The 14,815-nt window shown below is 72.9% G+C and carries 11 protein-coding genes; 1 reads left to right on the plus strand and 10 read right to left on the minus strand.

The window, feature by feature from the left end; genetic code table 11:
* From ABGA98_RS14110 to ABGA98_RS14155, 10 genes are all read right to left on the minus strand, one after another.
* The gene (locus tag ABGA98_RS14110; RefSeq protein WP_347618695.1) at positions 1-390 is read right to left on the minus strand and encodes a hypothetical protein; all 390 of its coding nucleotides are present in this window, start codon (positions 388-390) and stop codon (positions 1-3) included.
* Positions 387-1,718 carry a hypothetical protein gene (locus ABGA98_RS14115; RefSeq protein ID WP_347618696.1) on the minus strand — a complete coding sequence of 444 codons (1,332 nt, stop codon included), beginning with the start codon at positions 1,716-1,718 and terminating at the stop codon, positions 387-389. The genes ABGA98_RS14110 and ABGA98_RS14115 overlap by 4 nt, the downstream gene beginning before the upstream one ends.
* A gap of 165 nt (positions 1,719-1,883) precedes the next feature.
* Positions 1,884-2,405, minus strand: coding sequence for a phospholipase (locus ABGA98_RS14120; protein ID WP_347618697.1), 522 nt, complete (start codon positions 2,403-2,405; stop codon positions 1,884-1,886).
* Between the two features lie 163 nt (positions 2,406-2,568).
* Positions 2,569-3,033 carry a hypothetical protein gene (locus tag ABGA98_RS14125; protein ID WP_347618698.1) on the minus strand — a complete coding sequence of 155 codons (465 nt, stop codon included), beginning with the start codon at positions 3,031-3,033 and terminating at the stop codon, positions 2,569-2,571.
* A 55-nt stretch (positions 3,034-3,088) separates the two neighbouring features.
* Positions 3,089-4,126: a LacI family DNA-binding transcriptional regulator gene (locus ABGA98_RS14130; protein WP_347618699.1), complete on the minus strand. Its 1,038-nt coding sequence runs from the start codon at positions 4,124-4,126 to the stop codon at positions 3,089-3,091.
* Positions 4,110-5,951 carry a DUF2264 domain-containing protein gene (locus ABGA98_RS14135; RefSeq protein WP_347618700.1) on the minus strand — a complete coding sequence of 614 codons (1,842 nt, stop codon included), beginning with the start codon at positions 5,949-5,951 and terminating at the stop codon, positions 4,110-4,112. The genes ABGA98_RS14130 and ABGA98_RS14135 overlap by 17 nt, the downstream gene beginning before the upstream one ends.
* A 90-nt stretch (positions 5,952-6,041) precedes the next feature.
* On the minus strand, positions 6,042-8,141 hold the full coding sequence (locus tag ABGA98_RS14140) for an iron ABC transporter permease (protein ID WP_347618701.1): 2,100 nt from the start codon (positions 8,139-8,141) through the stop codon (positions 6,042-6,044).
* On the minus strand, positions 8,138-9,124 hold the full coding sequence (locus ABGA98_RS14145) for an iron-siderophore ABC transporter substrate-binding protein (RefSeq protein WP_347618702.1): 987 nt from the start codon (positions 9,122-9,124) through the stop codon (positions 8,138-8,140). The genes ABGA98_RS14140 and ABGA98_RS14145 overlap by 4 nt, the downstream gene beginning before the upstream one ends.
* An 11-nt stretch (positions 9,125-9,135) precedes the next feature.
* Positions 9,136-9,954 (minus strand): ABC transporter ATP-binding protein, encoded by an 819-nt coding sequence (locus ABGA98_RS14150; RefSeq protein WP_347618703.1) that lies wholly within the window; start codon positions 9,952-9,954, stop codon positions 9,136-9,138.
* Between the two features lie 54 nt (positions 9,955-10,008).
* The gene (locus ABGA98_RS14155) at positions 10,009-10,794 is read right to left on the minus strand and encodes a hypothetical protein (protein WP_347618704.1); all 786 of its coding nucleotides are present in this window, start codon (positions 10,792-10,794) and stop codon (positions 10,009-10,011) included.
* A 261-nt stretch (positions 10,795-11,055) separates the two neighbouring features.
* Here ABGA98_RS14155 and ABGA98_RS14160 point away from each other — a divergent pair, with 261 nt between their 5' ends.
* Positions 11,056-14,751, plus strand: a complete 3,696-nt coding sequence (locus ABGA98_RS14160) for a S8 family serine peptidase (RefSeq protein ID WP_347618705.1) — start codon at positions 11,056-11,058, stop codon at positions 14,749-14,751.
* Positions 14,752-14,815: the final 64 nt, after the last annotated feature.

Here is a 14,815-nt window from a genome sequence, read left to right on the forward strand (position 1 = left end):
CTAAGCTGTGATCAATGTGTTGACTTTGATGACCTCGGTGCCCGAGGTGCCGTGCACGCGGATGCCGATCTCCCATGGGCCCGTCATGGTGAACAGTTCGCCGTGGGCCACATAGCGGCCCGGCCCGTCGGACCGGGCCTGGAGTTCCGGTGTGGTGTGCCCCATGTGCGGCATCACCGCGGAGATCGAGACTTCCGCCGGGGACGCCGGGTGGAGCTCGACGCGCACGTCGAGGGGGCCAAGACGGGGTTCCAGGCGCACCACGACGGCGTGGTGGGTGCCCCGGCCGCGCAGCTCGGCCGGTCCGGGAGCGGGACTCCCGTGGAAGATCCAGGCGATCCCGGCCGCGATCAGCAGCACGGGCAGGACGATGTACAGGCGGCGCCTCATCGGCCGCTCCCTTCCTCGGCGACCTCGATGACGTGGGGCACGGTGACGATCCGGTAGTCCTGGGCGTACTGGATCCAGACCAGGTAGCGGCCCGGCCGGGGAAAGCTGAAGACGAACTCAAGCCGTGGCCCGTAGCGGGCGACCGACTCGTCCGGCACCCGGGCGGCGGTGGCGTCGGCCATGGAGCGGGCCTCATGGACGTGGCCGAGGTAGCCGCCGTCATGGCTGCGCAGGATCAGATGGCCGGCCATGCCGAGCCATGGCCGCACGGCGGTGGCGCCGGTGTCGAGCGTGAGGCGGAGCGGCCGTCCGGCTACGGGACGCGCGGGCTCGGTCACCGGCCGCGCCCCGGTGGAAGCGGCCACCGGCCTCTCTTCCCGGTCGCGGCGATCCGGGCCGGGTACGGTGAACGCGCCCGAGACGAGCTGGCCGCCCGCACCGGCCCGTTCGAACTCGACGTACACGAGGTGCCGCCCCGGCTGCTCCGCGCGCAGCCGCACCTCATAGACGCCCGGCGCGGTCCTGATCGGGTGGACGTGCCGGAAGAAGCGGCCGTCGTCGCTGGTCACGACGAGGTGTGTCAGGGCGGCGTGGTGCTCGGCCAGGTCGTCCGCCGGGGCCCCGGTGGAGCCGTCGAACAACGTCACCCGCAGCCGGTAGGCCGACCGGAGGGCGGGTCGCTCTGGCGCCACCTCCACCAGCGGCTGCGCGTTCGGCCGGGTGAGCGTCTCGGGAGCCGGGACCCCCTCCGGCGCGAACCAGGGCGAGATCGCTCCGGTGGTGAGCGCCACGACGATCGCCACCGCGAACGTCCCCGCGAACCCCACCGCCGCGCCCCTGCGCCGAAGCGCCGCACTCGCCAGTGCGCCGAGCAGTGCCACCGCCCCGCACGCGAAGGCCGCGTACACGACGACCTCCCACCGCGGCGTGGCCGGCACCAGCAGGTTGAACGGCAGCACCGACCGCTCCCCGCCCGCCCGCACCTCCAACTCGTGCGGTCCCACCTCCCCGGCGCGCAGGATGGCCGGGTACATGCCGGGCCGCCCGCCCTCGATCCGCACCGAGGCCGTGGACGACCCGCCGTCCTCGATGGACCGGACGGCCAGCTCGACCTGCCCGCCCTTCCCGGGGTCGTGCGCGACCACGTCCACCTGCAGCGGAGCCGGCACCCGTATGCTCGCCCGCACCACGACGGTGAGCTCCATGCCGCCGATCGTCTGGGCGAACCGCGCGTCGGCCTCGGCGTCCCGGCCGTGCGCGGCCGCAGGGGACGCCCAGACGAGCAGGGCCACAAGGGCGAGCAGGACCGGGGTCAGACGGTTGATCACGGCGTCGAGCGTAGGAGCCGGCCCGCATCCGCCACATCGCCCGACGGCACTGACGTGCCTAGTTCCACGGAACTACCGACTGCGCCGGATCGATCGTGCCGCCCCGCCCACGCAGCCCGCCGGCGGGGACGCGGTGGGCGTCCTCGCCTGGCCGGTTGGGGTCGGCTACCGCTGGGCGGAGCGTTCGGCCTCGCGCTTGACCTTCTGGATCTGCTCGTCGGTGACGACCAGGTTGCCGAATTCCTTGACCGCCTGGTAGTAGGTCCAGGCGAGCCCGTCACAGGTGGACTTCGACACTCCCGAATAGCCGGCGCACACCCGGCGCATATCGAAGTAGAAAGCGTCGTCTATGCGGGACTTGTTGGCGGTGAACCGGTTGACGTCCTTGTAATTGCGGTAACCGAAGTCGTGCCGCCTGCACGACATGCGGAAATCGAAGCCGAGCGGCTGGTCGGGGCTGCTCGAGCAGAGGTCGGTGGACCAGTCGAAGGCGTAGTCGGCCCAGGCCGACTGGTTCTCCCACGCGTTGCGCCACGCGTTGGCGCTCGTGGTGGTGGGCTGGCTGAACGAGGAGAGAGCGGCGAGTTTCTGCTCCAGCGTCACCGCGTGGGCCGGCAGCGCGAATCCGAATAAGGTGAACAGAAGGACGACGGCGGGGGTGATGAGGGCGATTGATCGTCTGACCATGAAAATCTGCTCCAGATGCCCGGGGATATGGCGAGGTGCGCCTGATGTCCTTACGATGACGCGCGGTTCCGGGAAAATCCGAAGCAGATCTTGCCCAAACTTCCGGGCAGGCTTCGCACAGCATTGATCTTTACAACGCGGCGCGGTTCTGTCAGCTGTGGAGTCAGCGGGTGGCGCGCCGGGACAGCAGCAGCCGCGCCGACCAGCCGGCGGCCCACAGCAGGAGCAGCGCCACGAGCGCGCCGCCCAGCATGATGGTCAGGCCGGCGCCGATGTTGGCCCCGACCGTGCCCGCCGTCACGACCCGCCAGCCGGCTCCCACGACGGCGCCCGCGACCAGCACCGGAATCAGCGCCGCCCACCACCGGCGGTCGAACCGGCGCCGCCGCGACGCCCGCACCAGCAGCGCCGCCGTCACGCCCGCCACCACCAGCGCCCCCAAGCCGACGGCGCGCTCGGCCCACGGGCCCAGGCCGGGCGGGCTGATCAGGTGGTCGAGGGCCGTGCCGGGCGGCACGTCCGCGCTGAGGTCGCCCACCAGCCACCAGACGGCCACCGGTACGGCCAGCGCGCAGCCCGCGGCTGCCGCGAGAAGGCCCCGTCCTGAGGGCGATGCCGTGTCTCCCATGCGGTAAGTCTTACCGCCATGAGGGCCGGCATACGCCCGGCCTTCAGCGTTCGCCTCACAGCCGCTGCACCGAGCACCTGACCACGATGTGGGTGCCGAGCGTGATCGGCGGTTCGGCCAGCGGATCCCTGCCCGACAACGCCAGGCGCACGGCGGCCCGGCCCAGCTCGGTGTGCGGCAGGTGAACGGTGGTCAGCCCGATGTCCTCGGCGGGCGGCACGTCGTCGTAGCCGACGATCGAGACGTCCTCGGGGACGCGCAGCCCGTGCTCGCGCAGCGCCTTGACGGCGCCGGCGGCGATGAGGTCGGTGGCGGCGAAGACCGCGGTGAAGTCGCGCGGCCTTTCGGCCAGCCGTCGCTTCATCGTCACGTAGCCGCTGCGCCGGTCGAAGTCGCCGCACATCTCCAGCGCGGGGTCGGCCGTGATCCCGTGCTCGGCGAGGGCCGCGCGATAGCCCGCGACCCGGGTGTCCGACGTGGTGTTGCCGGGGCGGATCCCCAGGTAGAGGATGCGGCGGTGCCCGGCGGACAGCAGGTGCGCGGTGATCGCGTGGGCCCCGCCGGTGTTGTCGAAGTCGACCGTGAAGGCCGGCACCCCGTCACCGAGCGGGGGCCGGCCGCACAACACCAGGCGGGAGCCGGAGGCCGCCAGCCCGTGCGCGTAGCGCGTCATGCGTTCGCGGTAGTCGTCGTCGAACACCACGCCGCCCACCAGGATCACCGCCTCGGCCCGCTGCTCGCGCATGGTCTGGACGAAGGCCAGCTCGCGTTCGGGGTCGCCGCCCGTGGTGCAGATGAGCGACAGGCGGCCCTCGGCGGCGGCCTGCTCCTCCACCCCCTGGGCGATGTAGGCGTAGTAGGGCGAGTCGACCGAGTGGATGACGATGGCCACCGCGCCGGGCGAGGCCACGGACAGCGCTCTGGCCTGGGCGTTGGGCACGTAGTCGAGCTCGCGCACCGCGCGCAGCACCTTGCGCCTGGTGCTCGGGTGCACCGGATAGTCACCGGCCAGGGCGCGCGAGACGGTCGCCACCGAGACCCCCGCGTGCGCGGCGACGTCGCGGATGGTGACGCGTCTAGCCGGTCCAGACAACGCGTGCTCCCACGGATCCATGCCGGCGGTAGGCGGGCTCGCGTCCGAGCCGGACTTCGACCCGCGAGCCGGCGGCATCATTCCACGAGACCTGCTCGCCGTGCACCGAGATGTCCGGGCTCTTGACGGACGTGGCCCGCCCCAGCCGCACCGCCGAGACGAAGATCGCCGCGCGACCGCCCGGGTGGGCGCCGACGAGGTAGGGGGTCGCCGAGTGGGCGCCGAACGCGTTCTCGTCGTGGCGGAGGGCGGCGGCGGCCGTATCCCAGCCGTGCAGCCCGGCGATCTCGCTGACCAGTTCCTTCCCCGAGGTGGCGGTCACCGAAGCGGTGAGCCCGCCCGGCGTGACCGCGCACGGTTCGTCGGCCGCGACGGCGTGCCCGCCGTCGCGGACCACGCTGCCCGCGGGGGCGCTCACCCGGTGCACGCGTACCTCCCAGAGTCCGTCGAGCACGGACGCGGTCTCCACGACCACCTCCCCGTCGGCGTAGCGGGACGCGGCGAAGCCGTCGGCGACGCCGATGCGCTCGATCCGGCGGCGGCGGGTGGCCCGCCCGTCGGGCAGGAGCACGGTGAGGTGGTTGTCGATGTTCTCGGCCCGGCCGCCCGGGCCGGTCTCGGGCGCGGTGTGGGTGGAGTAGCCGAGCTTGGCGTAGTGGGGGTCGTCCCTGGCGGTGTCGGGGTCGTTGCCGTCGCTGCCGTGGTTGACCAGGCGGGTGATCCCGTCGCTGCGGTGCAGCAGCCAGCCGGGCGCGGGCAGGGCCAGGCTGAGCTCGCCCGCGTCGGGGTCGACGGCCGGTGCGCTCCACACCGGGTGGTCGGGGCCCAGCAGCAACCCCAGGAAACCCTTGCTCGCCCAGTAGGGGGAGGCGGGCCCCGAGTAGCCCTGGGTCACGGGCAGGTAGGGGCGGTGCCAGCCCAGGCTGAGCAGGCCGCGTTCGTCGGGAGCGCCGTGGGCGGCGAAGTGGTCGAGTGTGCGGCCCGCCATCAGGCGGGTGGCGCCCGGCTCGATCGGGGAGGCGTCGAAGAGCGCGCCGAGCCAGAGCGGGGCCAGGCTCGCCATCCGGTAGGTGAGCGAACGCCCCTGGTGCATGGGGGCGCCGTCGGGGGCGAACAGGTGCCGGTATCCGTCGAGGAACGTGCGGAGCCGGTCGCGGTGGACCGTCGCGTCGGCGCCCGACATCCTGGTCCACAACAGCGTGTAGAGGTGGATCGCCCAGCCGCAGTAATAGTCGTAGTTCTGGCCGGCGCCGTCGGTGTACCAGCCGTCGCCGACGTACCAGCGCTCCACGTCCGCGAGGTGCCGGTCGATCTCGTCCTGGTCGTACGGACCGCCGACCCCGGCGAGGAACTGCTCGACGATCACCTTGAACAGCACCCAGTTGCACGGCCAGGCGTGCTTGCCGACGATCCCGCCCAGCCAGGCGACCACCCGCTCCTGGACCCCGGGGTCGAGCCGGTCGAAGAGCGTCGGCCGGGTCTCGTGCAGCGCGATCGCGATCGAGGCGGCCTCGACGATGGTCTGGTGGCCGTCGGCGATGGGCAGCCAGGCGAACTCGTGGCCGGGGTCGGTGCCGCCTGCCAGCCCTTCGGCGTAGCGCTCCAGCAGGGCCGCGGGAGCGGCGGCCGGGTCGCCGGCGAGGCGGAACGCGGCGAGCAGGAAGGTGCGCGCGAACCCTTCGAGCCCGTCGGACTCGGGCCCCGACCTGCTGGTGCGGCCGGGCAACCGGTATTGCGCGAAACCTGGAGTGGCGTACGGCGTCACCGCGTCCAGCAGCCCGTCCGCGACGTTGACCCAGTGCTCGCGAGGGTGGTCAGCGCGCATGGCGACTCCCTGGTAACGGGTTACTGTAGGTTCGCGCCGAAGATACGCATCCACCGCGACGACCGTCAAGCCTTGATCAGTAACCGGTTACTACGGCCCGTCCGCGTGGGCGCGGGCCCGCCACAGGAGATAGACGAAGTACGGCGTGCCGATCAGCGCCGTGACGAGCCCCGCCGGCACCTGCGCTGGGGCGATGACCGTACGCCCCAGCGTGTCGGCGAGACTCACCAGCAGCGCGCCGAGCAGCGCCGCCACCGGCAGGACCCTGGCGTGGCGGGCGCCCACCATGGCGCGGGCGGCGTGCGGGGCCACCAGGCCGACGAAGGCGACCACGCCGACCGCCGACACCGCCGTGGCGGTGAGCAGCACGGCGCCCGCGAGCGCGGCCAGCCGTACGGGCTCCAGGGGGACGCCCAGGATGCGCGGGCTGTCCTCGTCCAGGGAGAGCAGGTCCAGGTCCCGGCGCAGCCAGGCCAGCAGCGGCACGGCCGGCAGCAGCGCCAGCGCGACCGGGATCAGCTGCGCCGGCACGCGGCCGTACGTGGAGCCGGACAGCCAGGTCAGGGCCAGGGCGGTGTTCCACGGGTCGGCCTTGACGATGATCAGCACGGTGAGGCTCGTGCAGGCGTACTGCACGGCGATCCCGATGAGGACGAGCCGGTCGGAGCTCAGGCCGCCGCGCCACGCCAGCCCGTAGACCAGGCCGAAGGCGATCAGCGCGCCCAGGCCCGCCGCGCCGGTCATGGCCCAGATCCCGGCCACCGGAGCCAAGGTCAGCAGCGAGATCGCGCCGACGCCCGCCCCGGCCGTGACGCCCAGCACGCCCGGCTCGGCGAGCGGGTTGCGGCACACCGCCTGCACGGCGGTGCCCGCCACGGCCAGCGCCGCCCCCGCCAGCACGGCGGCCAGGACCCGCGGGTAACGCTGGTCGAGCACGAACGTCAGGGCCCGGCCCGTACGGCCCTGCAGCCAGTTGAGCACGTCACCGGTCAGCAGCCACCGGTCGCCTGCCAGCAGGCCCAGGACCAGCGCCCCGGCCAGCAGCGCGGCGAACGTGACGGTCACGGTCAGGAAGGCCGCGCGGGACCGGGTGGCGCCGGTGCGCGCGGCGGGCGGGCGGCGGGTCGGTCCCGCGTCCCGGTAGCGGCGCGCCAGCCACACCATCGCGCCCGCGCCGAGCAGCGTGGTCACGACGCCCGGCGGCACCTCCACCCCGGCCTGCGCGCCCAGCACGGCACGGAGCACGATGTCGGAGCCGAGCACGATGAGCACGCCGGCCAGCCCCGACAGGGGGAGCATCGACCTGTTCCTGTGCAGCCCGGGGATCGACCGGGGCAGCAGCCGGACGATCACCGGGGCGCACAGGCCGACGAATCCGATGGGCCCCGCCACGGTCACGGCGGCGGCCGCCAGCACGATGGCCAGCAGCGTCAGCCACAACCGCAGGCGCCGTACGTTCACGCCCAGCACCGAGGCCGTGTCGTCGCCGAGGCCGAGGATGTCCAGCCGCGGCCCGGCCAGCATCGCCGCCACCATCGCCACCGCGATCACGGGGCCGAGCTGGGTGACGGCGCGCAGGTCGCCCTGCACGAGAGAGCCGCTGCCCCAGGCGTACAACCCGGTGGTCTCCTCCTCGAAGAGGATCATCACGAGGTTGGTGAGCGAGCTCAACGCCAGAGCCGTGGCGGTGCCGGCCAGGATCAGCCGGGTCGTGCCGCTGCGCCCGCCCGCCGACATGGCCATCACCAGGGCGGCCGCGGCCAGGCCGCCGAACAGGGCGAGCCCGCCGGACACCGGCAGGGGCAGCGTCAGGCCGAACGCGGCGGCCGTGGCGATGGCGAGGTGGGCGCCGGAGCTGACGGCCAGCGTGTCCGGTGAGGCCATCGGGTTGCGGGCGACCGACTGCAGCAGCGAGCCGGCCACGCCCAGCGCGCAGCCGACGGCGACGCCGGCCAGCAGCCGGGGCAGCCGCGAGGCCAGCAGGACGCGGGCGGCCTCCTCGCTGTCGCCGAAGGGCCCGTTGAAGAGCAGCGCCAGGAGGTCCAGCGCGCCCACCGACGAGGTGCCCTGCGTCACGTGCACGGCGGACACCAGGACGGTGGCGGCCACGGCGAGCAGGAAGACCCCGGCGGTCCCCAGCCGCCCCAGGGGCGTGGCCGGGGGCGCCGGGGTCAGGACGGGGACGCTCAACCCGCGTACGCCTTCACCAGCGCCTCGGCGTACTGACGGCACGACAGCGGCCCGCCGAAGGTCCAGATGCCGTCGGGCAGCTTGGTGACCTGCCCCTTGGCCACGAACGGCAGCGACTTCCAGATGGCGTTGTCCGCCAGGCCGTCGGTGAACACGTCCACGCCGTCGGAGGCGTTGTAGAAGAAGCGGATGTCCGGGTCCTTGAGCGAGGACAGGCCCTCGACGTCGGTGGCGCCGAGCCCCCACACCTCGTCGACCTTGCCGGTCCAGGCGTTCTTCAGCCCGAGGCGGATGGCGACCTGGGAGACGAGCGAGCCCTCGCCGAAGGGGCGGATCGAGATCGTGCTGCCCTGCTTCCACCCGTCGGCCATGACGAACGGCTTGCCCGCGGCGCCGGCGGCGGCGATCTTCTCCTTGGCGGCGGTCATGGCGGCGTCGAAGTCGGCCATGAGCTTGCCGGCCTCGTCCGTCCTGCCGACCGCGGTCGCGATCCTGTCGAGGTCGTCGCGCATGCGCCCGAGGTTGTCCTTGGCGTCGCTGCCCTCGAACGCCAGCACCGGCACGAACTTCTCCAGCTGGCTCACCAGCGCCGAGTCGCGTCCGGACTCCATGACGACCAGGTCGGGCTGGAGCGCGCTGATGGAGTCGACGCTGGGCTCCTGCCGGCTGCCGACGTCCTTGACCGAGGCGTCGAGCTTGATGGAGGTGTTCCAGGTGGCGTAGCCCTTCACGTCGGCCACCCCCACGGGCATGACGCCGAGGGAGGCCAGCATCTCGGTCTCGCCCCATTCCAGGCTGACGACCCTGGTCGCCGGGCGTTCGAGGGTGACCTGCTTGCCGCGGTCGTCGGTGACGGTCACGGCGGCGGCGGTCGAGCCGCCGGGAGAGGGGGCCTGCTCGGTGACGGGCGCCTCGGTGGTGCCGCAGGCGCCGAGGGCCACGATCGCGGCGAGCGCCGTCAACGCTCTGCGCAGTGAGGTCATGGTCGTTCCTGTCATGTCGCGGCGGGGACGTTCCTGGTGTGCCGGCCGATCGGCCGGGTGCTCACCGTCCCCGTCCTGGGGTTGTGGCTGACCTCGATGCGGATGCCGTACGTGTCGCTGAGCAGGTCCTCGGTGAGGACCTGCGCGGGCGGGCCGTCGGCGAGGACCCGGCCCTCCCGCAGGAGCACGACGTGGTCGGCGATCTCTGCGGCCTGGTTGAGGTCGTGCAGCACGACGCCGATCGCCACGCCGTGCTGGTCGGCCAGGTCGCGGACGAGCTCCAGCAGCTCCACCTGGTAGCGCAGGTCGAGGAACGTGGTGGGCTCGTCGAGCAGCAGCACGCCGGTGTCCTGCGCCAGGCAGGTGGCCAGCCACACGCGCTGCAGCTCGCCGCCGGACAGCTCGTCGACGGGGCGCTCGGCCATCGCCGTCACGCCGGTCAGTTCCATGGCCCGGCGGACGGCCTCGGAGCCGCCGGGGTCGCCGGCTCTCCAGCGCCCCCTGTACGGGTGGCGGCCGTACCCGACGACGTCGCGGACCTGCACGCCGCCAGGGGTGGGGCGGCTCTGCGCCAGGAGCGTCACCCGCCGCGCGAAGTCGCGGGCCGACAGGGCGAGCGCGGAGGCGCCGTCGCCCAGCGTCACGGTGCCGCGGTCGGGACGGTGCAGCCGGGCCAGGGCGCGCAGCAGCGTGGACTTGCCGCTGCCGTTCGGCCCCACCAGCGCGGTGACGTGGCCGGGCCGCAGCACGATGCGGCCGTCCTCGACCACGGTGGTTCCGTGGTAGCTGAGGCACAGCTCCGCCCCGCGCAGAGAGATCTCCTCGGTCATGAGGATAAGGTTAGGCTAACCTTGCCAATTAATCACCATGTCGCACGTGCGGATTCATGGACTGTTCGGCGAACGCCGGGCGGGCCTGCGCAACCACAGGCCGCCTGTGGCGGCGACGACGACCAGCAACCCCGTGGCCACCAGCATCCGCCCGTCCGGCCCCGCCATGCCGCCGCCCCCGGTCGCCACGCCACCCGTCGGGAGCTCGGTCACCGTCTCGGTCGTGGTGGAGGCCGGGCTGCTGGCCGTGTCCTCAGGGGTTGAGGCGCCGGGGTCGGGCGTCTCCGAACCGGTGGTCTCGTCGGGGCCGGGACTGGTGGACTCCCCGGTGACGGTGAGCGGATATTCCCGCAGCGACTCCTCGTCGTTGACCTCGCACTCGATCACGCGCTCCTGCGGGGTGGGGCCGAAGTTGACGGCGGCGGCGTGCACCGTGCCCGTGCCCGGGAAATTCGCGGTGGTCCTCATCTCGACGGTCGTCGCGGGCAGGGTGATCGGCTGCCCCGGAGTGACCGTGCCGAGCTGGCCGACTCCCGTGGCGGAGGTCAGCCTGTCGATCCCGTCGATGCCTGCGTAGGCGTACATCTTGAGCTGGCCGTCCGTGGCCGTCGCGGGGGCGAGCAGTCTCGCGGAGCCGACGTAGGAGCCGCGCCAGCCGATCGTCATCTGCGTGCCCACCGTGGCGTCCGTGGGCACCGTCAGCTCGATGTCGAGGCTGATCTGCTGTTGCATGCCCGTCGCGACGGTTTCGCACGTGTACGCCACGCTGTCGGCGTGCGCCGCCGAGGGCAGGGCGGTGTACGCGAGGGCCAGGGCCGGGACGGCCAGTCGAACGCGCAAGACGGCTCCTTGAGGCAGATGGTGCGCAAGAGGAGACGGGGCGCGACGGCATTTGGTTGACAGATGTGTCCGCATCGGGACAACGCACGAGTTTCCTGGCTCGGCCGCTCTGTGGCTGATTCATGACATGTCAGAATTTCGCCATGCCGAAAAGTCCGATGACCAGCACACTTGTGTCACATTAGACCAGTTGAAATGACACACATGTGGAGGAAAGCGATGTGGCCTGGTCGATGGGCCCCAGTTCGGCGATGGGCCGCGGTGGCCGCCGCGCTGGCGGTGAGCGTGACACCGGTGCCGGGAGCGCGGGCGGACTCCGTACAGGAGCTCTTACCGGCCGCGAACCCGCGAAGTTACGACGTCACGCTGATCACCGGTGACAAGGTGCACATCGCCGTCGGCGAGGACGGCCGGCAGCGGGCGAGCGTGACCCCGCGGGACCCGGCTCGCACCGGCTTCCGCATGGTGGACCACGGCGGCGAGCTGTCCGTGGTGCCCGCCGACGTGGCGGCCCTGGTGCCGGAGCGGCTCGACCCCGAGCTGTTCAACGTGACCTCGCTGGCCGCCCAGGGCTACACCGACCAGCAGAGCGACTCCATCCCGCTGATCGTGCGGCAGGACGCGGGAGCCGCACCCCTGGCCGGGCTCGCGGCCGTCACCCGGCTGGAGAGCATCGGCGCGACCGGGGTCAAGCTCGCGAAGAAGGACGCGGCCACGTTCTCGACCGGCCTCGTCACCGGCTCCGGACTGGCCGCGGGCGTGAACAAGATCTGGCTGGACCGCAAGATCACCGCACGGCCGGTCACGAGCGCGTCCACCGCCGGGGCCGCGGCGTCGGCCGCAGCCGGCGGCGACGGCGCCGGCACCACCGTCGCCGTCCTCGACAGCGGAATAGACGCCGGCCACCCCGACCTGGCGGGCAAGGTCGCGGGCGCGCGCGACTTCACCTACGACGGCGACGGGGTCGACCGGTACGGCAGCGGCACGGCCATGGCCGGCGTCATCGCGGGCAGCGGCGCGGCGTCAGGAGGCACGTACACGGGTGTCGCTCCCGGGGCGCGGCTGCTCAACGGCAAGATCATCGATGGCTCCGGCAGCGGGCTGGCCTCCTGGGCGATCGAGGGCCTGGAGTGGGCGTCGGGAGAGGCGGGCGCCGACGTCGTGACGATGGCGGTGAGCGTCCCCGGCAAGGGCGGCCCGCTCACCGACGCCGTGAACGAGCTGACCGCCAAGAACGGCACGCTCTTCGTCATGAGCACCGGCGACCGGGGCTGCGAGGCCTGCGTCGACAGTCCCGCGGACGCCCAGGCCGCGCTCACGGTCGGCGCCGTGGACGGCAAGGGCGGGCTCGCGGACTTCTCCGGCCACGGGCCGGTGGGCCTGCACCGGGCGGTCAAGCCCGAGCTGAGCGCGCCCGGCGTCGGCGTGGTCTCGACCCGCGTGGCGAACCTCCAGCCCGCCGATCCCGTCGGCGACCACTACGCGCGCTTCTCCGGCACCGCCCTCTCCGCGTCGTACGCCGCGGGCGCCGCCGCGCTGCTGCGCCAGGCCAGGCCCGGCATCACCGCTCCCGAGGTCAGGTCCGCGCTCGTGGGCGGCTCGCAAGCCCTGCCCGGCGTGCCCGTGGACAAGGGCGGAGCGGGCCGGCTCGACGTGGCAGGGGCGCTCGCGCGCACCGTGCTGGCCGGCGACGCGGTGCTCGACTTCGGGCTCACGACGGCCGGCGCCGGCGACCAGGTGACGCGTACGGTTACCTACCGCAACTTCGGTGCGGAACCCGTCAAGGTCGCCCTCGACGCCGGCGCCCCGTTCACGCTCTCCACGACCGAGCTCACCCTGCCCGCGGGCGGCAAGGGCCAGGTGGACGTCACGCTCGACCCCGCCACGACGTCGGCGGGCTGGGCCCGCGCGGAGCTCGTCGCGACGCCCGCGGGCGGCGCCGCGCTGCGGACGCTGCTGACCGGCAACGTCGAGGTCCAGCGGGTCGAGCTCCGGGTGTCCGCCGTCGCGCGGGACGGCCGTCCCAGCCGCATGCTGCCCAGTGTGGTCGACCTGGGCAGCGGAGCGCTCTTCGGCCGCGAGCTGCCGAGCGACTCCGACAGGCGGTGCGAGACGGACGACGGGTACTGCTGGCTCGTCCCGCCGGGCACGTACTCGATCGCCGGCATCGTCAGCACCCTGCGCCCGGGAGCCACCAGCGAAGGCCGCGGAGACGTCGTCAACCAGAGCTTCACCGGGTATCCGGAGATGGAGGTCTCCCGCGACACCGACGTCGTGCTCGACGCGCGCAAGGCGGTCGCGGTGAAGATCGACACGCCCGACCACCGCACCGCGCGGAACCGCGGCGCGGCCACCAAGCTCGTCTACACCAGGCAGCCGGTGAAGGGGCCCAGGTACACCGAGAGTGTCCTCCTGGACGGCCGCATCGAGGAGAGCTACTACCTCCAGCCCACCGTCAAGGTGACCAAGGGCGAGTTCGCCGTGGCCACGCGGTGGCGGCTGGAGGCGCCCGCGCTCACCATGCGGACGCCCGGCATCGACCTCCACCCCGTGTACGTCGACCCGGTCCACTTCAGCAACCGGTCCACCCAGTACCCGAGGCTCGACGGGACCGCGGTGCTGGCGGTCGCCGACGCGGGCGACGGCAGCGCCACGGCGCTCAGGGGCCGTGACCTGCGCGGCGGGCTGGCGCTCATCCGCCGCACGCCCGGCACGCCCGTCTCGGCCCTCGCCAACGCCGCGGGGGCGGCCGGCGCCCGCATGGTGGCGATCTACGGTGACACGCACCTGAACTGGGGCGAGAGCCCGCTCACCGTGCCGACGGTGACGTTGACGGAGACGGAGGGCACCCGGCTGGCCGAGCGGGCGAGCCGCCGGCCGGTTCACGTCGTCGCCGAGGGCATCGTGGCCAGCCCCTACGTCTACGAGCTGTACCTGAGCGAGGAGGGCCAGGTCAGGAAGCGGCCGTCGTACGTGGCCGGGAAACGCTCCCTGGCCCGCGTGGACACGGCCTTCCACAGCCAGCTGACCGGCGACATCGCCCTCTCCGAGGTCAAGTTCGGCTGGATGCCGTGGGAGACCTACACGTGGGACGTGGTCAGGACGGTGGCCAGGGCGCCGCGCGTGCGGACCGACTACCTGAGCCCCGCCCCCGGCGTGCGATGGCACAGCGGGACCGACATGCCGGAGCGGCCGTACAACGCGATCATTCCCGAGGAGCAGCAGGGCGTGATGACCGTCAGGGACACCGAGCGCGGTTACCAGGCGGGCAAGCGGATCGAGCGCACGTGGCTGAAGCATCCGGTGGCGCCCGGGTTCCCGGCGAACTCGCCCACGCAGCGGCAGGGCGACGTGCTCACCGTCGACATGCACGCCTTCGTCGACGCCGAGGGGAACACCGGGAGCCACCCGACCGACCCGTTCCCGCACGGCTACGTGTCGGACTGGCGCATCTACAAGGGCGACGAACTGCTCGGCAGGACGGCGACCGGCGGCTCCGGCCGGATCCTGCTGCCGCCGGAGCGGGCCGGCTACCGCGTGGAGTACACCGTGGAGAACCGCTCGACCTGGGCGCGCCTGTCCACCAGGACGAGGACGGTGTGGACGTTCGACTCGGAGCACGCCGAGGGCGATCCCGTCGTGCTGCCGCTGCTGGCCGTCGCGTACGACGTGCCCGTTGACCTGCGCAACCGCACCGCCTCCGCCGAGCTCGGCCTGACCGTCTCCCACCAGGAGGGAGCGCAGGGCGGCGCCATCGAGGAGGTGACCCTCGAGACGTCGTCCGACGACGGCAGGACCTGGCGTCCCGCCCGCCGGCTGCGCGACAAGGGCCACGGCACGTACGAGGCCACCATCGAACGGCCCCTGCAGGGCGCGGTGTCGCTGCGCGTCACGGCCTCCGACGCGGCCGGCTCCACGGTGACGCAGGAGGTGATCCGGGCGTACGGGACCCGCTGACCACAGAACATCGTCTCTGGCGTTGACGACGATTCCTGCCCTGGGATACAGTCTGTCTCTGTCA

Origin of the sequence: Nonomuraea sp. B1E8, from assembly GCF_039871515.1 — a bacterium.
Classification (GTDB): Bacteria; Actinomycetota; Actinomycetes; order Streptosporangiales; family Streptosporangiaceae; genus Nonomuraea.

What these genes read in the sequence shown, in the direction of transcription:
- ABGA98_RS14110 (WP_347618695.1), bottom strand. Translation starts at nt 390, where the DNA reads ATGAGGCGCCGCCTGTACATCGTCCTGCCCGTGCTGCTGATCGCGGCC.
- ABGA98_RS14120 (WP_347618697.1), bottom strand. Translation starts at nt 2,405, where the DNA reads ATGGTCAGACGATCAATCGCCCTCATCACCCCCGCCGTCGTCCTTCTG.
- ABGA98_RS14125 (WP_347618698.1), bottom strand. Translation starts at nt 3,033, where the DNA reads ATGGGAGACACGGCATCGCCCTCAGGACGGGGCCTTCTCGCGGCAGCC.
- ABGA98_RS14135 (WP_347618700.1), bottom strand. Translation starts at nt 5,951, where the DNA reads ATGCGCGCTGACCACCCTCGCGAGCACTGGGTCAACGTCGCGGACGGG.
- ABGA98_RS14145 (WP_347618702.1), bottom strand. Translation starts at nt 9,124, where the DNA reads ATGACCTCACTGCGCAGAGCGTTGACGGCGCTCGCCGCGATCGTGGCC.
- ABGA98_RS14150 (WP_347618703.1), bottom strand. Translation starts at nt 9,954, where the DNA reads ATGACCGAGGAGATCTCTCTGCGCGGGGCGGAGCTGTGCCTCAGCTAC.